This is a genomic window from Prevotella melaninogenica, from assembly GCF_018127925.1.
GTDB lineage: Bacteria > Bacteroidota > Bacteroidia > Bacteroidales > Bacteroidaceae > Prevotella > Prevotella melaninogenica_C.
In genome coordinates this window covers 178,483-199,764 of sequence record NZ_CP072348.1, presented here as the reverse complement: position 1 = coordinate 199,764, position 21,282 = coordinate 178,483, and the positions used below count along the sequence as shown (strand labels likewise).

The following is a 21,282-nucleotide window of genomic DNA, read 5'->3' as shown; positions in this document are numbered from 1 at the left end:
TTAACTCACACAAGAGTATATAAAAGGATAACACAACAAAATTAGCAAAAAAACTTGTAATCATCGACTTATGTCACGAAAAATATGTATATTTGCTTAGATAAACAGTATAAATAACATTTATTGTATTCTTTATATGGCCAGACAACACTTCCTAACCCATTCACTTGTTTGCTGCCTTTTACTAATTGGCTCTACAGATATTGCAAATGCGCAAAGAAGACCTAAAGCCATTACAACAAAACAAAAGCAGCCGTTATTCCTCATGAGTGACACCCTACCTATCGTCGGTTCAATGGCAAAGGTAGGTGAGAAACAGATGAATAAAGGTTTGGTAAACTCTGCAATTAATGCCCTTTCCGGACAAGCCGTTGGTGTAAATGTCGTTACGAATGGGCAGGATCGTATGGCAATGCTGACCAGTGTGCGTGTTCGTGGTACGACATCGCTTACTGGTGGTAATGACCCTTTGGTCCTTATAGATGGTGTTTCATCTGATTTATCTACCCTATCCACCATTTATCCTGCTGATATCGAAAGCTTTACAATCCTCAAGAATGCTTCAGAAACATCTAAGTATGGTTCACGAGGAGCATCGGGTGTTATCGAAGTAAAGACAAAGCGAGGCAATGGTAGCAAGTTCCAGATCTACTATGACGGAACTGCTGGCTTCGATGTTGTATACAAACGACTTCGAATGCTAAATGCTGCGGAGTATATTAGTGCTGCAAAAGCATTGGGATTAGACTATGTTGACAAAGGTTATGACACTAACTTTCAAAAAGAAATAGTACGAACAGGTTTCGTAAACTCACACCACGTGGCTTTTATTGGAGGCAGTGAGAAGTCTAATTATCGTGCCTCATTAGGCTATGTGCGCGGTCAAACGGTTATTAAAAACAAGGATTACAATAACTTCGTGGCTAAGTTAGACATCTCACAGCTTGCCTTTGACGAGAAACTAAAGATAGACTTTGGTGCCTTCGGTTCATCTCAACAAGATGAAAAGATATTTGATATTCAAGCACTTTCCTACTCTACTGCTGCGATGAATCCAACACTCCCATTCCACAAAACAGGAAACGGATGGCAGAGGAATGGCAACGCATCACAGATAGGACCAACAGAACCATTGCTGTTTGAGCGCAACGATGAGAAGAATCTTACGTTCAATTCACATCTGCAGTTGTCCTTACAGCTAACACATAACCTTCAGTTAGCAGCTTTAGGTTCCTATTCTTACACCTCAACGGAGAACGGAAGGTTTGCTCCAACATGGGTATGGGCACAAGGATTAGCATATAGAGGAGAACGAAAGACCGAGGATATGTTAGGTAACATCTCTCTTGATTGGAAATATCGTTGGGGGGCTAACAATCTGTCTGCCACCATTCTTGCTGAATATCAGAAAAAGAAGACAGCAGCTTTTTGGACACAAGTAAAGGGATTAACCAACAATTACTTTGGTTATGACAATCTTGGGGCTGCTTCTGACCGTCCTTATGGAGGAACTGGCAGTAGTTATGCCGACCCAAGTCTTGCCTCTTTTATGGGTACACTTACCTACACACTGCTCGACCGATACACACTTAATCTGACAACACGTGCAGATGGTTCGTCAATGGTTGGCAAAGACCATACGTGGGGTATCTTCCCTTCTATCTCAGCAACCTGGGATATGAAGAAAGAAAGTTTCCTACGCAACAATAAAAGCATTAGTCTTCTGAACCTTCGAACTGGTTATGGTCGATCTGGAAACCTTGGTGGAATCAGTTCTTATTTGACCTTAAGGCAATATATCCCAGTAGGTTTAATCTCGTATAATGGTACGCCAACAGTCACAATGGGTACCTTACGCAACAGCAATCCTGACCTACGTTGGGAGACGCGCAGCACCTTTAATATTGGTACTGACCTTGGATTGTTCAACAATCGTCTGCTCCTTACAGCAGAGTATTACTATTCCAAGACTACCGATATGCTTTACGAATATGACGTACCTGTGCCAACTTTCGCCTTCGACAAACTATTGGCAAATATCGGTTCTATGTCTAACAGTGGTTTTGAGTTGGGTATTGGCGTCGTTCCTATATCAAAGAAAGACATGGAACTCAATGTCAATGTCAATATGGCATGGCAAAAGAACAAGCTCCTTTCTCTCAATGGTAAACATAATGGAAGGCAGATGACTGCATCAGACATAACACCAATTGGCGGTATGAATGGCGCAGGTTTCCATGGTGGATATAATGATATTATCTATCAGATTGTAGGTCAACCCTTAGGAGTTTTCTATCTTCCTCACAGCAAAGGAATCGTTGACAACGGACATGGACACAACAAATACGACATTGCTGATTTGAACAATGATAATGTAATCGACCTCAGCGATCATGGTGACCGATATATCGCAGGACAAGCAACACCTAAGATGACCTTAGGTTCTAACATAAGTTTCAGATACAAAGCATTCGATATTTCCTTACAGATGAATGGTGCTTTCGGACATAAGATATTTAACGGAACAACTCTTTCTTTCCTGAACATGTCAAACTTCCCTGACTATAATGTCCTTGCTGAAGCTCCAGCACGGAATATTGTTGACCAGAATGTGACGGATTATTGGTTGGAAAAAGGTGATTATCTAAACTTTGATTATCTTACGATAGGTTGGAATACGCCTGTTAAAAACAAATATATCAACTCACTACGTGTGTCTTTTAGCATCAATAACCTCGCAACAATAACAAGTTATAGTGGCTTAACACCGATAATCAATAGCTATGTAGTAGATAACACCTTAGGTATTGATGACAAACGTACCTATCCTCCTTATCGCACTTACTCTATCGGTGTGAGTATTAAGTTCTAAGCAATTTAACACAACATAAACAACTGTCAAGTATGAAATACTTACTTCGCCCACTCTTTTTTCTAACTATCCTCACATTGACAGGTTGCCTGGACGAGAATAGCAAAGACAGCCTCGATGAACAACATACCTACACGACAGAAAGAGATGTATATGTCAATGCAGTCGCTACCTTGTATAACTACATAGGAAGTGATAAAGACAGTGAGGGATTACAAGGTACTTATCGTGGTGTATATGATTATAATACATTCACAACCGATGAAGCTATCATACCTGTCCGTGGTGGAGACTGGTATGATGGAGGCTTCTGGGCTGATTTATATACACATAACTGGGCAGAAGACAGCAAACCGCTCTACGATACATGGAAGTATCTCTATAAAGTAATTGTATTCAGTAATGATGCACTTACAACTATCGACAAACATAAACAATTGCTTACAGAGGAGCAGTACAAGGCTTATAGGGCGGAAGTTAGGGCTATCCGTGCCTTATACTACTATTACCTTATGGATATGTTTGGAAATATACCATTAGTAACGACGGCTGGCGAAAGTACTGAAAACGCAGAACAAGCAAGTCGCCCTGAGGTATATCGGTTTATTGTAAAAGAACTACAAGAAGTCACCCCACTACTTCCTAAAGGTCATAGTAACCTTCTTGGCAAGAACTATGGACGTGTCACACGTTCTGTAGCCAACTTCCTTCTTGCTAAGTTGATGCTGAATGGTGAGGTTTATTCTGATGCTGATTGGACAGATAATCAACAACCTAATGGTAAGCAAACCTACTTTACCATCAATGGTCAGCAGATGAATATATGGCAAGCCTGCAAATATTACTGTGATAAGGTGACTGCTGATGGCTTTACCTTAGCAACTAATTATCTCAGCAACTTCTCTGTTAACAACGAGAATTCACCAGAGAATATCTTTACTATCCCGCTCGACAAACACCTTTACAAGAACCAATTCCAGTATCTCTTCCGCTCTCGTCACTACTCACATGGCGGTGCCTTCGGTACAAGCTCTGAGAATGGAGCCTGTGCAACTATTTCAACAGTGAAGACTTTCGGCAATGGTACCAGTAATGTTGACAAGCGATATGCCTATAACCTCTACTCTGACACAGTTCGGGTAGATGGAAATATCATATATTTAGAGAATGGCAAACCACTTGTTTATATGCCACTTGCTGTAGAGTTAAATCTCACCAACAGCCCTTATATCAAGACGGCAGGAGCAAGAATGGCTAAATATGAGGTGGACCGTACCGCCTTTAACGATGGTAAAAGTCCTGACAACGACATTGTTCTCTTCCGTTATGCCGATGTATTGCTAATGAAGGCTGAAGCTGCAGTACGCAACGGCGAGAATGGTAATACTGAACTGAACCTCGTTCGCAGCCGTAGTGGCATGGGAAATAGAACTGCTACATTAGATAACATTCTTGCTGAACGCCTGATGGAACTAATGTGGGAGGGTTGGCGTCGTAATGATCTCATCCGCTTCAATCGTTTCCATCAGTCCTACGACCTTCGTACTGCACCCGAAACAGAAGCCGACCGTCATACAATCGTCTTCCCTATCCCATCACGTGCATTAGACCTCAACGAAAAGCTGAAACAGAATAAAGGGTATAAACGCTAAATAAAACCTCCGTCAGCTCCATGCTTCTGTGTGAGGTTTAACGCTGCAAGGCTAAGAAATATATTGACAAAACGTTCGAGAAAAAGGTAAGGAAATGCCTTAAAAGCGGGTTATTTTATCGCCTTCGTAAGTTACTTGTTATCAAGTAGTTGTAAAAAGAGGTTTTAAAAGGTGCTTAATAAGGTTCCAAAAGGGCGTTAGTAAGACCTCAAAAGGGCACCTTTTGCAAGCCAATTGGACGTTAATTGCAAACCATTTGATGGTCTTTAAAAAATCGATATGTGAAAAAAAACAGACAAACCTAAAGGAGTTTGGAGTGATAAGGTTTGCATCTTGCGCATAGAATCTTAAGAAATATCACACAGCGAGACTCTAAGTTTATAGCAAGAAACTTAGAGCCTCGCTGTATGCTTTATTATATAATAGGTTTAAACTATCACTTCATAATTCGGAAGAATCCTAACTAATAGGTCACTAATCACGATAATTATTAATCAGATTCAAGAAGAAACGTCTGAAATCACTCCACTTATAGTAATAAGGTTTAGAGGTCGGAGGCAATGGTAGCGTCGCTTCTTCCTCATTGAGCAGTGCCTTTACAAGAACGTCTGCTTTTGGGTTCTTATAGAACACAAGCTGAATATTAGCTGCCATTGGGAAGATGCGTGAACCTATCCAACCCTTTGCTTCAAGACTATCAACCTGAAACACTTGTACGTAACTACCATTCAAAACAAGTAGGCAAGCCAACGGCATAACCATTGTTTCATGTCCGAAACGAAGTGTAGCTCCTGGATGTGGAAGCGCAAGACAAGAATCTGCTTCAGTGATAATATTACGCAAGAGATTACGCTGAGAGAAAGGCTGTTTAGCACCACTCTGAGGTGCACCTGCAAAGTGTAGATACCACCAAACATTGGTTCGCTGCCAAAGACGATAACGTTCATCAGGCGTAAAAATATCATATAACGATAACGAATGACGTATCTCCGAGTTCTGCACAAAACCAGCAAGGCTAAAGAGGTCGGTTGTCAGCTGCTCTGCATTGACATTCTTGTCAACATAATCAGCATTTTTAAAAAGGCGGGACATCAATGGCTGATAATTCATATTGCGTTTCTCCCAATCCTTCATAGTTTCTTTAACCTCCTCACTCTCCTTTTGTTGAGCAAGTTTCTTGTCTGAAAAGTTCATGTAATACATATCATGTTCACTCGCATCATGGCGAATTCGCAAATGAGGATTCTGTCGCAAGAGTTCCTGCAAGGCATTCTCCATGGAGAGAATACAACGGATAACCACCGTTGACTTGGCATCCACCCACACAGAATCACGAAAAACAGATGGGAAACGTTTAAACATTCGTCGTGCAATCTGCTTATGCTGCTCAGCACCCAATGGTGTCAACTCGCCCCAACGCTTGTATGACTCAGCATACATACGACGTATCTTACCCATTGTTTCCCTACCTTTCTCACTGAGGACACCAGCGGAATCAGCTCGCTCAAGTACCTGCAGCGGTCGAGTATAGTCTTGCCGTGATAAAAGATAACGTGAGCCATGCCGTCCATAGTGAGAGATATAGACTGGGACATAGCCAGCAGGGGGTGTCGTAAGTTTTCCTGAAGGCGTAGGATAGGCTACCCCATTACTTGCAGATAGTTCTGGCCTCGCATCAATATCTTTTCTGAAAGACTGTGCTGTCACATGTGCCGAAGACAGGAAAGCCATCATACATAGTAGAGTAATTTGTTTTCTCATATCGTAATAAATTTGTTTTATATTCTTATAAGGACGAAACCAAAACACCATGAATGCACAGGGTGATTTCATCCGATCCTACAAAGATAAGTATTTTTCATGATTTTCGGAGCTTAAGGTAATAAAAGAAAATGAGAATGTGCCTATTAACACATCCTCATTTCTCTCTAATCCTATCTTTTCTCCCCTCCTTTGGAGGGGTCGGGGGAGGTCTTTACATATCCTCTTGGAACAATGGGTCCTCAGGAACAACCATTATTGGTTTCTGCTGAGCAGCCTTCATGATATTCTCTGGTACGTACTTATTATCAACAACCAGACGGAAGGTGTATTCATTGAACCAAGGATTACTCATAATCAAGTAACCATTCTGACCATAAGAGGCACTCCAAGAGTTCTCTACCTTCCATTTCTTTGGCTGACCATTCTCATCTAAGTCTACTGCAGTAAGCGTCATCGCATGGGTTGAACCACTATCGAAGGTTGCTATACGCTCTGCCTTGTTCATTGGGAAGCTTGTTCCAAAAAGTGTTCCATAGTCATAGTTATCCAAGTCAAGATAACCACGCTTGCGGTCGAGCTGCTTACCAACATCATAACTGGTGTACATCTTTGTTGAGTCTTTCAGCGAAGCTATAGCCATCTTCGCAATATCTTCCATTGGAAGGTTCACATACTTCCAGTTATGACCATCGTAGGTATGACGGTCATACTCTATCTCGTAAGTCTTATAGTAAGGACGACGAGGGTCGTTCATTGCCATAATAAAGGTTCCATTGAGTGGACCTCCTACTGTCTCCTTATAGAATCCCTGTGGTGTATAGGTCTTAGCCTTACCAATCTGCTTACCGTTCTTATCCTTGAAAGCAAAGGTAAAGGTCTTCACTGGCTCACCCAAAGAAAGTGAGAGTATATGATAGATATTACCCAACATCTCTGTCTTGCGTGCCTTGATAGTTGCCTTTGACTTCTTGTCAGCTACCATCATACGCAGTTCCAGACCATACTCACGTAGTTTTGATGACACAATCCTTGCCATACGAGAGGTGTTTTCAGCTGAATAGGTTTCTTGCATGGCTTCCATTGGTACAACACCATACTTCTCAACCAAGTCAGATACACCGCAGAACGTACCGCCATCACTGATAGGATTCTTAAAGAAGAACTGCACACGTGGGTCGTCTAATGACTTACCAGCATTGTCTATCACACCCTGCAACATCAAGTTTGCCTTCTCTAACTGGTCATAGAAAGAGAGGTAAACATGAGAATACTCTACTCTCAATGTATCCTTATGGCGGCGAGCAAAGTTAGCACGCAGCACATTCAGTCCTGTAAAGAGCCAGCAACGACCAGAACTTTTCTGGTCCTGAATATTCTGCTTCGGTGTCTCCACACTGAAATAGGTATCTACAGGTCCTGAGTTACGGAAGTTACGAGCAAGGTCATCAATAGAATTTGTGGCGATTGCATTCGATAAAGCACGGTCAGACTTAGTCAATCCAGACTTCTGAATCTGCTGCAACATCTGTGCATCAATACCACCATCTTTCGTCTGTGCCTGAAGTGTAAGCACACAACTTAGCAAGCCACAGGCTATAAACATTTTCTTTCTCATTGTTTTCTTAATAATATTAAGGTAAAGGGTTATTAAAAACTTATTTTCTACAAAGATACTATTTATTTCCCATTGTTGATGTAATAAAGCGTGAAAAACAACATTAACACTGATAAAATGGTCTACAAAGAAAGAAATTTAGTGGGGGAAGAAAGCTACTAAATTTTTCCTACGGTTAGAAGAAAATTTCTCTACGGTGAGAAATTTATGCGCCTACGGTCGGAAAGATTTTTTTCACAAAGGAAAATTTTCTTCTGACCGTAGGAAAATAAAATGAGGTAAATGGCAAGATTGAAGATACTTTAATAGTAGGCTACGGTCCCTTGCTCTATCCCTTTCGTTCTGTACTTTTATTTTGATTACTTCTTCTTGAATAAAATATGGTACACTGGAAGGAAATCCTTATTCTATCACTTTGACCAAGCTTTCAGGCATTTTCTATATAAAACATTTGCGTATATTGTTTTTTTTTACGAATATTGCATACACAAATTAGCGGCTGATGAAAGTCGCATTAACTAAAAACAAATCTATGAAGAAAATCTTATTGAGTCTGTTTCTTGCTGCTGTCAGCCTTTCAAGTTATGCACAGCACTTTATAACAGACCCTAATTTCAGACAGAAAGTAGAAAATGCATTCCAAGCCAAGATGAAGGTTATTGGAAAGAAGTTCTATAATACAAAGGAACTTCGGGTATCTCCTGAGGAGGAGGAAGCCTTACGCTTCTTGTATGCTTATATGCCTATCGCCGATGCGACGGACTATCCTACAACGTATCATCTTAAAAATATACGCACCGCCTTACGCACAAGAAAGTCGATGGCATGGGGAAAGGATGTTCCAGAATTACTTTTCAGACATTTCGTTCTGCCTATGCGTGTGAACAACGAACCGCTCGACAGTTCGCGTGCTATCTTCTATCGTGAACTTAGTGAGCGTGTAAAAGGGCTTCCCATGAAGGAGGCTATCCTTGAGGTAAACCACTGGTGCCATGAGCGTGTTACCTACGAGCCTTCAGATGCTCGTACATCTTCACCTTTACAGTCTATCCGCACTGGCCGTGGACGTTGTGGAGAAGAGAGCACCTTTACGGTAGCTGCACTTCGTTCTATCGGTATTCCAGCTCGTCAGGTATATACTCCTCGCTGGGCACATACGGACGACAATCATGCTTGGGTAGAAGCTTGGGCGGATGGTAAATGGTATTTCTTAGGTGCTTGTGAACCAGAACCAGTACTCAACCTTGCTTGGTTTAACGAACCTGCATCACGTGCAATGCTCATGCACACACGTGCTTTCGGTGATTATGAGGGTCCAGAGGAGGTGATGCTACGTACCAATAACTTCACCGAGATTAATCTCATCGACAACTATGGCAGTACGTCTAAGATTGATTTTAAGATTGTTGACAAGGATGGTAAGCCTATTGACAACGCAAAGGTAGACTTCAAGATTTATAATTATGCCGAGTTCTATACAGCTGTGTCTAAGTACACTGGTACTGATGGAACGACCTTTCTCTCTGCTGGTAAGGGTGATATGATTGTCTGGGCATCAAAGGATGGACAGTTTGGCTTTGCTAAAGCTACCTTTGGAAAGGATAAGTCAATCACCATCAAACTGGATTATAACGAGCAAAATATGCCTAAGGAGGCTGATCTCGACATCGTTCCACCTGCTTCTAACACTACATTACCTGCCGTTACCAAGGCACAGCGGGATGAGAATACGCGTCGTTTGACCTATGAGGATTCTATCCGTCATGCTTACATTGCCACCTTCCCAACAGCAGAGTCAATGAAGGATTATCGCTATCCAGCAGCCACCCCTTATATTATAAAGGCACGTGGAAATTGGAAGACTATTCAGGCATTTGTTGAGAAGTATGCTAATCAGCAGGAACGTGCACTAAAGTTGCTCAGTACTTTGAGCGACAAGGACCTTCGTGACATGCCAATGTATATCTTAGAGGATAACATGAAGGCAAAGAGTAGCCAGCTCTCTCCACGTGTTGAGAGTGAAATGATTCTCACACCGTTCAAGCAATTCTTTGAGAAAGCCTTTGCAAAGGAGACTGCAAGTTTCCGTAAGAATCCTGCTTTGTTGGTTGAATGGATTAGAAAGAATATCCGCATGAATCCTGATACTCGTGCGATGAGAATTCCACAGACCCCAAGAAGCGTATGGGAGAGCCGTATTACCGATAGTCGTAGCCGTGATATCTTCTTCGTGGATGTAGCTCGCAGTCTTGGTATTGAGGCTCGTATGGACCCTGTGGCATGGAAGATTCAGTATAAACAAGATGGCAAATGGGTGGATGTTGACTTTGATGCAGCAGCTCAGCAAACTGCTAAGACTGGTAAATTAGTACTGACATTCACTCCTGACGGCTTCCTCGATGATCCTAAGTATTATAGCCATTTCAGCATTAGTAAGATTGTTTATGGACAGACATGGCTGATGAACTTTGACGAAGGACAGGTAGATATGGGTGGCGGTGCTACTTGGTCGAACACCTTTAAGAATGGTGCTACACTCGATGAGGGTACCTACATCCTCGTGACTGGTCAGCGTATGGCAGATGGTAGTGTACTTGCACACAGCCGTTTCTTCCAGATTAAACCAGGCGAAACGACCACTCTCCCACTCGATGTACGCCAAGAAAGCGAAGGTGTGAAGGTGATTGGTAGCTTCAATAGCGAAGACTTGTTTGATAAAGACGGTCAGAACGTTTCTATCCTAAGTCAGACTGGACGCGGATATTATGTCCTCGGCGTATTGGGTATTGGTCAGGAGCCAACTAACCACGCACTCCATGATATTGAAAAGATGAAGGATAAACTCGATAAATGGGGTCGTCCATTCGTCTTACTCTTCAAGAACGAGGCGGAAGCTAAGAAGTTCCAAGCACAGAAGGGTGAGTTCCCTAACCTCCCTGCGAAGACTATCTTCGGTATTGATAAGGATGGAACCATCCAGCAAGAGATAGTGAAAGAGATGAAACTCCGCAATACTGAACAGCTACCAATATTCATTATCGCTGATACCTTCAATCGTATTGTCTTCCTTTCTCAAGGATATACAATCGGATTGGGTGAGCAGCTCGTTAAAACAAGTAGTAAACTTTAATCAAGGAAAAGTAGGAGTTAAGGAGTGAAAGGGAGTTAAGACAATACTTTTATAGCTGTAATATATCAGACAATAAACGGTCATATATCACACTAACAGATAGTGTTGTCTTAACTCCCTTTCACTCCTTAACTCCTTTAACTCCTCAAACAATCCAACATGAACCGAACTGATTTTGAGATAGAGATATGTGCTAATAGCGTTGAAAGCTGCATAGAAGCACAGAAAGGTGGAGCTAATCGTGTAGAACTCTGCATGGGTATTCCCGAAGGTGGCACCACACCATCTTATGGTGAAATAAAAATGGCGAGAGAAGTATTGACTGATACTCGCCTACATGTCATTATTCGCAACCGTGGTGGCGACTTCCTTTATACCGAACAGGAACTTCAGCGTATGGCAATGGACATTGACCTCTGTCGTGACTTGGGGGTAGATGGCGTTGTTTTTGGCTGCCTGACGGCTGAAGGAGACATTGACATGAAATCCAATGAATATCTGATGTCTCACGCAAAAGGAATGAGTGTTACCTTCCATCGTGCTTTTGATCGCTGCCGTGAACCAGAGAAAGCCTTGAAACAGCTCATCTCTCTTGGTTTTGATAGAGTACTGACTTCAGGACAGCAACCCACTGCCGAGGAGGGTATTCCCCTACTCCAGCGATTAAACCAGTTGGCAAATGGTCGTATAAAAATCATGGCTGGATGTGGTGTGAACGAAAAGAACATTGCTCGCATACGCCAAAAAACAGCCGTACCTGCTTTCCACTTCTCTGCCCGTGAGCCACAAGCAAGTCGCATGACCTACTCTAACCCTTCTGTTTATATGGGTGCTGAGGGTGCTGATGAAGACACAATTATGTTGACAACAGAGCGCAGAGTGAGGAATACCATCGATACTTTGATGAGAATGATGGCGTAAGGTAATGCCATTAAGTAGCAGATCTCTTATATTGCAGAAGACACAAAATAAATATAGTAGATTCGTCAATCGAAATAAACAGGTATGGTAAATAAAGTTTTTTGTTTAGAAACGGAGTGGGAACAGAGTGTATATGATTTGAAATATGATTCTCAGGCAAAGCCTATGTTAGAGTTTTTAAGTAACTCCTGTGGTATAGACTTTTCTTTTAGACAAGTTGCAACTCCATCAGATTTTAAATACTATATAAGTCATTTAAAGCAGGCTTCATATAAGGATTTTTCTATTGTGTATTTATGCTTTCATGGCGAAAAGGGTATTATTACCTTTGCCGGGGCAGATAATAAGGGTAAGTACTCGATATGCAGTTTGATGGATTTCGCTAACGAAAATGAAGGAATCTTTAGAGGAAAGTTTGTTCATTTTGGAAGTTGCAGAACTTTAAAGATGAATGATAGTGAGATTAAGCAGTTCAAGAAACTGACAGGTGCAATAATGGTCTCTGGCTATGAGAGGAGTGTTGAAATGACCACAAGTTTCATCTTTGAAGCATGGTTGTTAAACACTTTATATCTTTATCCGAACTTAAGAGCGACGTCACTGATGAATAGGGCACAGAAAGAAATGCCTTATTATGTAGATAAGTTTAAATTTATGGCATTATAATTATGGAGGAAATTGTAATTTCTGCTTATTACAAGGGGTAATTCTGGTGTAAAAGGAGTTTGGAACAGTATAAGGAATTAATAGAATAGTCTGTTGGCAGATGCTCTTCTTTGGTGTTTACCAGTAGCACACCTCGTGTTTGCTGTTGGCACGGTTTGAGTTGGACTGTAACACAAAGGAAAACAAAGACATGAAGCAGTGGCTTGAAGGTGATTAAAGCTGAAAATAAACACAGACGGTAGACGTCTCTAATCTTTTTCAGCTATCTTATTAGCTGTGGACCGAATCCCAGAGTAAATATCCTTCGTACTGGATAGTATATCCGTTTGTGATATAAGGCAGGCTGAGGACGAATAACAGTTCATGCTCGAAACGTAAGATAAAGTAGGGAACTGTATGGAGGCGGTTTAAAAGTTGCTGTCACTCCTTTCACAACAAACCGAACTATAAGTGACTTATTATAAACTCTTTATCACAAATGTTAAAAATGACAGCAACTAAAAACAAAAATAAAATAGGGGGAATAAGAATACAAAAGTCCTCTCTATGACTGCTAATTGGTGTGACCTATCTCCGAAGGCATCTCCCCTTGATATGCCGTCTATACTAAACCATCTAACTGCTTCTTAAGTTCTTTCAGCTGGTCGCGCACAGAGAAGAGGGTTTCCATAACCTTTTGGCTCTTGTCAGCACCACTTCTATTCTCCTGCAACATCTTGCGAGCTGCAGCAATCTTAAAGCCACGCACCTTGACAAGGTTGTAAATAACCTTGATCTGTTCAATGTCTTTCTCCGTATATTGGCGTACACGATTACCCGTCGTCTTAGGACGAAGGTGTGGAAACTCAGTTTCCCAGTATCGCAACAGACTCTCCGTAACGTTAATCTGCTGTGCCACTTCCTTGATAGAATAATACAGTTTGCGCGGATTCTCTGCCATGTCTTAGTAACTTTTATATCAATTATTTACACAATCTTAGGTCTGAATAGGAAGACTATGTCTACCTCTAAAAGAAGTTTTTACGTATTCAGCAGCCTAATTGTTTGCAAAAATACTCAAAAGTCAGTATCTTTGCAACACTTTTAGGTAGAAAAATTGAATTAAAAATAAAATAAAGATGATGACAGCAAACGAAATCCGCGACTCTTACTTGAAATTCTTTGAGTCGAAGGGACACGTTATCGTACCGTCTGCCCCTATGGTTATCAAGGACGACCCTACGCTGATGTTCACTAATGCTGGTATGAACCAGTGGAAAGATATTATCCTCGGAACAAAGGATCCAGAGCCTCGCCGCCGCACTGACTCACAGAAATGTCTGCGTGTTAGTGGTAAACACAATGACTTGGAAGAGGTTGGTCGTGATGCAGCTCTCAGCCACCACACGATGTTTGAGATGTTAGGTAACTGGAGCTTTGGTGACTATTTTAAAGAAGGAGCAATTGATTACGCATACGAATACCTTGTAGACGTACTCCACCTTGACCCAAAAGACCTCTATGTAACCGTCTTTGAGGGTGATAAGGCAGAGGGAATATCACGTGATGATGAGGCAGCAAGCTACTGGGAGAAGCATTTCCCAAAGAATCATATCGTCAACGGAAACAAGCACGATAACTTCTGGGAGATGGGTGACACAGGTCCTTGTGGTCCTTGTTCAGAGATTCATATTGACTTCCGTTCAGAGGAAGAGAAGGCAAAGGTGCCTGGTGAGGAACTTGTAAACAAGGATCACCCACAGGTTATTGAGATTTGGAACATCGTGTTCATGCAGTTTAATCGTAAGGCAGACGGCAGTCTTGACCCATTGAAGATGCATGTTATCGATACTGGTATGGGCTTTGAACGTCTCGTTCGTCTCATGCAGGGCAAGAACTCTAACTACGATACAGATATCTTTGCACCAGTTATTGCAGAGATTGAGAAGATTTCAGGCAAGAAGTATAACCACACCTTCCCAGAGGGTGATAATGGTGAAGGCGTCAATGACGAGCAGAAGGTAGACATCGCTATGCGTGTTGTAGCCGACCACCTTCGTGCTGTTGCTTTCTCTATTGCTGATGGTCAGTTGCCAAGCAATGCAAAAGCAGGGTACGTTATTCGTCGAATCCTTCGCCGTGCCGTTCGTTACGCTTATACCTTCCTTGATCAGAAGGAAGCTTTCATGTATAAGTTGCTCAACGTGTTGGTACGTGAGATGGGTACTGCATATCCAGAACTCACCGCACAGCGTGAGTTGATTGGTCGCGTAATGAAGGAAGAGGAAGACTCATTCCTTCGCACATTGGAAAAGGGTATCATGCTCCTTAACGGTGCAATGGACGAGCTGAAGGCACATGGTCAGACTCAACTCGATGGTAAGGAGGCTTTCCGCCTCTTCGACACCTACGGTTTCCCACTCGACCTCACCGAACTTATCTGCGCAGAGAACGGATATACCGTTGACGAGAAGCAGTTCAATGAGGAGATGGAACAGCAGAAGGCACGTGCTCGCAATGCAGCCGCTGTAGAGAATGGTGACTGGGAAGTACTGCGTGAAGGCGAACAGGAGTTTGTTGGTTACGACTATACAGAATATGAGTGCCACATCCTCCGTTACCGCAAGGTGACTCAGAAGAAGAACAGTTTCTATGAGCTTGTTCTCGATTATACTCCTTTCTATGGAGAGATGGGTGGTCAGGTAGGTGACCAAGGTGTACTTGTTAGCGAGGACGAGACTATTAATGTCATCGATACCAAGCGTGAAAACAACCAGAGTGTACACATTGTTAAGGAATTGCCAAAGAACCTTGAGGCAGACTTCATGGCTTGTATTGACACTGAGAAGCGTGACGCTTCAGCTGCCAACCACACCGCAACCCACCTTCTCGACTATGCTTTGAAGCAGGTTCTCGGCGAGCATGCTGAGCAGAAGGGTTCATACGTAAGTCCTGACACCCTCCGCTTTGACGTTTCTCACTTCCAAAAGATTACCGATGAGGAACTTCGTAAGGTAGAGAGACTCGTTAATGAGATGATTCGTAAGGATTATCCTATGGACGAGCATCGTGATACCCCAATGGAGGAAGCAAAGAAGATGGGTGCAGTAGCCCTCTTCGGAGAGAAGTATGGCGACAAGGTTCGCGTTGTTCGCTTCGGTCCAAGCTGTGAGTTCTGTGGTGGTATTCATGCCACATCAACAGGTCGCATCGGCTTCTTTAAGATTGTTGGCGAGAGCAGTGTAGCAGCAGGTGTACGCCGTATCGAGGCTATGACAGGTGAAACATGCGAGAATGCCATCTACGCTCTTGAAGATACTTTGCGTGATTTAAAATCAATGTTCAACAATGCTAAGGACCTCAAAGCAGTTCTTACAAAGTTTGTTGAAGAGAACGACAGTATTAAGAAGGAGCTTGAGAGCTTCCGTGCCCAAGCTGTTAGCCGTGCTGCAAAGAATATGGTTGAGCATGCTGAGACCGTAAATGGCGTGCATGTCGTAAAGGCTGTGTTGCCAATCGACCCAGCTTCTGCCAAGGACATCGTCTTCAAGGTACGTGAAGCATTGCCAGAGAAACTTGTTTGCGTACTCGGCTCTGTATACGAGAATCGTCCTCTCTTATCAATCATGCTCAGTGATGACATGGTGAAAGATCATGACCTGAACGCTGGTAAGATTATTCGCGAGGCTGCTAAACTCATCCAAGGTGGCGGTGGCGGTCAGCCACACTACGCTCAGGCTGGTGGTAAGAATGCAGATGGTATCAGATCAGCTGTGGATAAAGTGATTGAATTAATTAGCTTATAAAGCTATTAAATACAAAAAAGAAAGGGTGTGTCAAAATGCAAATTAATAACTTGACAACCTTCAATTTATAAGTAGGCTTCTTCTAAAGGCAAAGAAAAGACCATTTCTTTACTCAAAATCGAGTACAGAAATGGTATTTTTTAATGAATTGTTTCAAACCGTAAGATTATCAAAATGGTTTTTGCATTTTGACACACCCACTTTTTCATAGTAATTTAAGACGAAACAAAGATTTCTATCAAGATTATTTGGCTGAATTAAAAGAAAGCCTTACCTTTGCCGCCGTGAAACAATTAGCAATGACATATCAAGTGAACGAAGTACTGCAAAGAATTATCGAATTCTTTGCATCTTTTTGCACTTTATCTTTGGTCAATCCAAATAAATTGCTAACACACACACACACTATGCGCACCTAGCGTCTAATAACACATTTTTTCTTCTCGCATACGCGCGCGCGAAGCGTGCCGTAACCCCTGTAAACAAAGGACTTTCAAGAGTTTCCTTTGTTCGCTTTTTTATGCCCTTTTGTGAACTCGATTTTAAGCAAAATAAGAACGAAATAACAACTATTTTAATCAATGAAGTAATGAGAAAAAAGCAAGTAAAGAAGAGTTATTCTGCACCAGAGTGCATGATAATTCAAGTAAACGAAACCACTAATTTGATGGATGCGTCTATGCCAGGTCAGCATAATCCAGCACAATCAGGTGGAACATCGGGAGATGCCAAGAAGGCTCCTAATTGGATGTCCGAAGGTGAAGGTGAGGGAGAACATTCAATGTGGGAAGACTAATAGAGAGTAATAAACTAAAAAAACAAAGTAACAATGAAGAAAACAATGAAACAACATTCATTCGCATCACGACTAAAGTCTTTGGCACTTGTGTTCAGTATAGGATTAGCTTTTGCTTCTTGTGCTAATGAGGACATAGCGCAGAACCCTAATGGCACAGATAACAATAAGAACTTTACCATCTTCTCAACGGGCGACCCAGCAACTCGCACATCCATGGAAAGCAATGGTGCTTTCTATTGGGAAGCAGGCGACAAGATTTGGGTAAAGGATGATAACGGTATATGGCAGCAAAGTCGTAATGCTCCAACAGAAAAGACAGCCACCTTTAAGTTCGAAGTACCTGGCAAGTTTACAAAGACTAGCACCTATAAGGTTTATTACCCAGGTCAGAATGGCAATCAGAATCAAGTTACAATCGCTGCAAATCAGAGCCAGGCAATGCCAAATACCACCGTTCACTTTGGTGCATCAGGCGATTGTGGTATGGCAGATGCAGCATGGTCAAATACAAAGAATGGATTTGCTTTCACACTCGACCACAAGGCGGCTTACCTTCTCTTCTTGCCACGTACCAGCAATACAATCTTACATGACTGCTATTTGACAAAAGTAGAAGTAAATTCAGATAACGACATTACTAGTACTTACACGCTTGACCCAACTACAGGTAAACTAACGGGTACAGGTAGTGGTAAGAAAATTGTTGTTTCAACAGTTGGTAGCGGAACATACGCTAACGGTTTCCCCTTAACTAATAACGCTACAAGTGCAGCTACCAATGGTACATACGTTGTGGTAAAGCCAGGAACTCACACACTAAAGATACGTTATTGGGTGAAAGACATTGCAACAGGTACAGAGGGAACTATAACCAAGACATTGGCATCAGCAACCTACGACCAAAACAAGTATTATAATATCACTGCTAACCTTGACGTAAAGAACTACGATGGTGACCATTACTATATGTGGGACGCTCAGGAACAATACTGGAAGGGTTACGAATGGACAAAAAACTTGTCAGCAGGCGTAGGCCAGCCAACTCTCAATAGTTGGCTTCCAGGCGCAACGACTTCCAGCAACTACCCCCAGAGCAACACTGACTCTCGTTACTACAACGAAGGCGGTGGTTCAGGTCGCTTCGACGCCACTCACGCATCATGTAAAGATCTTCTCAACGTAAACGAGATGACATGGTACGCTGCCTATGGCGATCCTCGTTGGGATACAGATGAGTTATGGACAACTATGGGTCATTTATATAAAGGTGGTATGTGGTTTAAGAAGAAGTCTGTATTACAGACAGAAGGTCATTACAACAGCAACACAGCCTACGACGGCACAGATTGGCGTACATCAAACAACAACCAAACCTGGTCTGTATCTCTGACCCTTCCTTCCGCTGCTGACGCAGGCAAATACTTTTACCTGCCCGCCTTGGGTTACTACCACTCTAATCAGCTGGACAATGTTGGCGACCAAGGCTACTATTGGTCGTCAAGTGCTAGCCCATGGTACAGCTACAGCGCGTACGGCCTGGTCTTCAACAGTAACGAAGTCAACATGAACTTCTACGGCCGCTGGTACGGGTACAGGGTCGACGGGTTCGAGTAGTCCTCGCGATTGCCCTTTATAGGTGTCGCCCTCTAAAAGGCATGAATTAATGCGAAAAAACATGACAAAAAGGGGTGAAAATAGACCCTTTGTAAGTGATTGATAATCAAGGGCTTATAAATAGGGTACCAAAGTATGATACTTAGGGGGTCTAAGTATGATACTCAGGTACCCTAAGTATGATACTTAGGTACCCTCAGTCCCATACCGAGGGTGACTCGAATAAGAAAACAATTTACAAATCATATTTATCAACTTTAAAACATTAATATTATGGCATTTTTTAAGAAAGTAAAGAAGAAGCTAACAGGGCTATGGTATCCAGAAGCAATAACCGTGGGGAAGCCCGTAACAACAGATCAAGTGGCTGACCGATTGGCATTGATTTCAACCGTGAGTCGTGGTGACACGTATGCTGTACTGAAGGACTTAGGTGGTGTGATGGCATCCTTCATGGCGGAGGGTCGCACGGTGAAGTTGGAGGGCGTGGGCACGTTTTACTACACCATTAACGCCGATAAAGGTATCGCAAAACCAGAAGAAGTCACGGCAAAGCAGATAAAGGGCATTCGTGTACGCTTCATTCCCGAGACTTCGCGCACGCAGAGTAACAAAGTTGCCACTCGTTCGCTGGTTTCGGATAATATTTATTGGGAAGAGTGGAAGGAGAAAAAAAGCCTCACCCCCGCCCCCGAGCCGAAAGAAAAGGAGAATAAACAAGAGGGTGGACCAGTGGCAGGGTAAAAAACAACAGCAACAACAACTGGCCCCTCCCCCGGCCCCTCCCCCATAGGGAGGGGAGTGAAATGCACAGTTTGCTAGAGGAGGATGGAAACTAAATGGTTTAGTTGGTGATGAAAGAGAGGGAAGCTGGTAGCAGGAGCTATATGCAAGTAGAGGGTGTGTTAAAATGCGAATTAATAACTTGACACTTTCTATCTATAAGTAGGATTCTTTTAAAGGCAAAGAAAAGACCATTTCTTTACTCACAAACGAGTACAGAAATGGTCATTTTTAATGAATTGTTTCAAACTATAAGATTATCAAAATGGTATTTGCATTTTGATACATCCTCTCTTTCTTATTTATCTATTCATAACAAATTATTTTCATGAAAAGAAATAATTATTTACACGATAATAAATATTTTTCTTCATGAAAAGAAATATTTTTATTCGTGAAAAGAATTCGAGACAGATAGACTTGTTTTACTAAAAGTAATGTATTACTTAATAAATAACACATGGTTTCGAGCAATCTATTTATTCATAAGTTTGCTCACTAACATACTCGTTTTCAGGTTCACTTGACAACTCATAAACCTGTCTACCTGTTAGCTTTTCGACCATAATTCTTGCCGCATTATCAGGTGCTACCTCGTTACCTAATCGTTCACGAACAAGTTGATAATCAGCTAACATACGTTCACGCGAAGGTTGACCAGGAAGGATCCGATACAACTCGTTGGCAATATTGCGAATTGAGAAACGATCAGCAAGAAGTTCTTGCACAATCTCCTTGTCGGCAATAAGATTGACAAGCGAGATAAAACGCACCTTAATAATATGTTTAAAAGAAAAGCGAATCAACTTTGGAACTGGCGTTTCGTAGCAGACAACCTGTGGAACATTCAGCAAAGCTGTCTCAAGCGTTGCTGTACCACTGGTAACGAGTGCTACTGTAGCATGACTCAGAAGTTCATAAGTTTGTGTCTTCACCATCTTTGCCTCGCTGTCATTTAAAAACTTTCTATAGTAACTTTCAGTGATAGATGGTGCTGCTGCAACCACCATCTGATAATCCTCAAAATGACGTGCAGCCTCCAACATTGAAGGCAAATTATCCTTTATCTCCTGCTTACGACTACCAGCAAGAAGAGCTATAATTGGCTTAGAAGACAAGCCATTACGCTGACAGAACTCATATTTCGACTCCGAATAGACATGACGGAAATTATCAACCTCCTCGGCAGTCGGATTACCAACGTAATGTATTTTGTAATTATGTTTCTTCTCATAGAAAGGAACTTCAAACGGAAGAATAGAGAACATTTCTTTTACATCACGCTTGATAGCTTTGATACGCCACTCCTTCCATGCCCATATCTTTGGGGAGATATAGTAATAGACAGGAATATTGGTATTCTTCTTTACAAACTTTGCAATACTAAGATTAAACCCTGGATAGTCGACAAGGATGACCGCATCAGGCTTCCACCGCATGATGTCTTCCTTGCACATCTTCATATTCTTGAAGATAGTGGGCAGATGCAGCAATACAGGAACGAACCCCATATAGGCAAGTTCACGATAATGCTTCACACGTGTACCCCCCACTTTCGCCATCAGGTCACCACCAAAGAAGCGAAACTCAGCCTCTGGATCATACTGCATCAACGACTGCATAAGGCGTGAGGCATGTAAGTCGCCAGATGCTTCACCAACTATCAGGTAATACTTCATAA

The 21,282-nt window shown here is 42.2% G+C and carries 13 protein-coding genes; 9 read left to right on the top strand and 4 right to left on the bottom strand.

Annotation, left to right across the window (positions count from 1 at the left end; genetic code table 11):
* The first annotated feature begins 136 nt into the window (after window positions 1-136).
* Window positions 137-2,872, top strand: a complete 2,736-nt coding sequence (locus tag J4861_RS06270) for a SusC/RagA family TonB-linked outer membrane protein (protein WP_211817287.1) — start codon at window positions 137-139, stop codon at window positions 2,870-2,872.
* A gap of 32 nt (window positions 2,873-2,904) precedes the next feature.
* Entirely contained in the window at window positions 2,905-4,524 is a 1,620-nt protein-coding gene (locus J4861_RS06265; protein WP_211817286.1) for a RagB/SusD family nutrient uptake outer membrane protein, read from the top strand.
* Between the two features lie 474 nt (window positions 4,525-4,998).
* On the opposite strand, the gene J4861_RS06260 is transcribed toward J4861_RS06265, so the two are convergent.
* Both J4861_RS06260 and J4861_RS06255 read right to left on the bottom strand, forming a co-directional pair.
* Window positions 4,999-6,285, bottom strand: coding sequence for a histidine-type phosphatase (locus J4861_RS06260; protein WP_211817285.1), 1,287 nt, complete (start codon window positions 6,283-6,285; stop codon window positions 4,999-5,001).
* Window positions 6,286-6,499: 214 nt separating this feature from the next.
* A complete protein-coding gene (locus J4861_RS06255) occupies window positions 6,500-7,903 on the bottom strand; it encodes a C1 family peptidase (RefSeq protein ID WP_211817284.1) in 1,404 nt (467 codons plus the stop codon).
* A 532-nt stretch (window positions 7,904-8,435) separates the two neighbouring features.
* Here J4861_RS06255 and J4861_RS06250 point away from each other — a divergent pair.
* The 3 genes from J4861_RS06250 (at window position 8,436) to J4861_RS06240 (ending at window position 12,620) form a co-directional block, all read left to right on the top strand.
* Window positions 8,436-11,033: a transglutaminase family protein gene (locus J4861_RS06250; protein ID WP_211817283.1), complete on the top strand. Its 2,598-nt coding sequence runs from the start codon at window positions 8,436-8,438 to the stop codon at window positions 11,031-11,033.
* 159 nt (window positions 11,034-11,192) lie between these two features.
* Complete coding sequence (locus J4861_RS06245; RefSeq protein WP_211817282.1) at window positions 11,193-11,954, top strand: copper homeostasis protein CutC; 762 nt, start codon at window positions 11,193-11,195, stop codon at window positions 11,952-11,954.
* 84 nt (window positions 11,955-12,038) lie between these two features.
* Window positions 12,039-12,620, top strand: a complete 582-nt coding sequence (locus J4861_RS06240) for a DUF6642 family protein (RefSeq protein WP_211817281.1) — start codon at window positions 12,039-12,041, stop codon at window positions 12,618-12,620.
* 601 nt (window positions 12,621-13,221) lie between these two features.
* Here J4861_RS06240 and J4861_RS06235 read toward each other — a convergent pair.
* Window positions 13,222-13,560 (bottom strand): MerR family transcriptional regulator, encoded by a 339-nt coding sequence (locus tag J4861_RS06235; RefSeq protein WP_004360810.1) that lies wholly within the window; start codon window positions 13,558-13,560, stop codon window positions 13,222-13,224.
* 178 nt (window positions 13,561-13,738) lie between these two features.
* Between J4861_RS06235 and alaS the strand changes: the two genes are divergently transcribed.
* The 4 genes from alaS to J4861_RS06215 all read left to right on the top strand — a co-directional run bounded on the left by alaS (window position 13,739) and on the right by J4861_RS06215 (window position 19,562).
* Window positions 13,739-16,405 carry an alanine--tRNA ligase gene (gene alaS / locus J4861_RS06230; protein WP_211817280.1) on the top strand — a complete coding sequence of 889 codons (2,667 nt, stop codon included), beginning with the start codon at window positions 13,739-13,741 and terminating at the stop codon, window positions 16,403-16,405.
* 589 nt (window positions 16,406-16,994) lie between these two features.
* A complete protein-coding gene (locus J4861_RS06225; RefSeq protein WP_428842174.1) occupies window positions 16,995-17,201 on the top strand; it encodes a hypothetical protein in 207 nt (68 codons plus the stop codon).
* Between the two features lie 33 nt (window positions 17,202-17,234).
* Window positions 17,235-18,818 carry a hypothetical protein gene (locus J4861_RS06220; RefSeq protein WP_211817278.1) on the top strand — a complete coding sequence of 528 codons (1,584 nt, stop codon included), beginning with the start codon at window positions 17,235-17,237 and terminating at the stop codon, window positions 18,816-18,818.
* Window positions 18,819-19,091: 273 nt separating this feature from the next.
* The gene (locus tag J4861_RS06215) at window positions 19,092-19,562 is read left to right on the top strand and encodes an HU family DNA-binding protein (protein ID WP_211817277.1); all 471 of its coding nucleotides are present in this window, start codon (window positions 19,092-19,094) and stop codon (window positions 19,560-19,562) included.
* Window positions 19,563-20,080: 518 nt separating this feature from the next.
* Here the strand turns inward: J4861_RS06215 and lpxB are convergent.
* Window positions 20,081-21,280, bottom strand: coding sequence for a lipid-A-disaccharide synthase (lpxB, locus tag J4861_RS06210; RefSeq protein ID WP_211817276.1), 1,200 nt, complete (start codon window positions 21,278-21,280; stop codon window positions 20,081-20,083).
* Between the last annotated feature and the right edge of the window lie 2 nt (window positions 21,281-21,282).

Bases quoted from the DNA above. Each gene is read 5' to 3' on its own strand.
- J4861_RS06270 (WP_211817287.1), top strand. From the start codon at position 137: ATGGCCAGACAACACTTCCTAACCCATTCACTTGTTTGCTGCCTTTTA.
- J4861_RS06265 (WP_211817286.1), top strand. From the start codon at position 2,905: ATGAAATACTTACTTCGCCCACTCTTTTTTCTAACTATCCTCACATTG.
- J4861_RS06260 (WP_211817285.1), bottom strand. From the start codon at position 6,285: ATGAGAAAACAAATTACTCTACTATGTATGATGGCTTTCCTGTCTTCG.
- J4861_RS06255 (WP_211817284.1), bottom strand. From the start codon at position 7,903: ATGAGAAAGAAAATGTTTATAGCCTGTGGCTTGCTAAGTTGTGTGCTT.
- J4861_RS06250 (WP_211817283.1), top strand. From the start codon at position 8,436: ATGAAGAAAATCTTATTGAGTCTGTTTCTTGCTGCTGTCAGCCTTTCA.
- J4861_RS06245 (WP_211817282.1), top strand. From the start codon at position 11,193: ATGAACCGAACTGATTTTGAGATAGAGATATGTGCTAATAGCGTTGAA.
- J4861_RS06240 (WP_211817281.1), top strand. From the start codon at position 12,039: ATGGTAAATAAAGTTTTTTGTTTAGAAACGGAGTGGGAACAGAGTGTA.
- J4861_RS06235 (WP_004360810.1), bottom strand. From the start codon at position 13,560: ATGGCAGAGAATCCGCGCAAACTGTATTATTCTATCAAGGAAGTGGCA.
- alaS (WP_211817280.1), top strand. From the start codon at position 13,739: ATGATGACAGCAAACGAAATCCGCGACTCTTACTTGAAATTCTTTGAG.
- J4861_RS06225 (WP_428842174.1), top strand. From the start codon at position 16,995: ATGAGAAAAAAGCAAGTAAAGAAGAGTTATTCTGCACCAGAGTGCATG.
- J4861_RS06220 (WP_211817278.1), top strand. From the start codon at position 17,235: ATGAAGAAAACAATGAAACAACATTCATTCGCATCACGACTAAAGTCT.
- J4861_RS06215 (WP_211817277.1), top strand. From the start codon at position 19,092: ATGGCATTTTTTAAGAAAGTAAAGAAGAAGCTAACAGGGCTATGGTAT.
- lpxB (WP_211817276.1), bottom strand. From the start codon at position 21,280: ATGAAGTATTACCTGATAGTTGGTGAAGCATCTGGCGACTTACATGCC.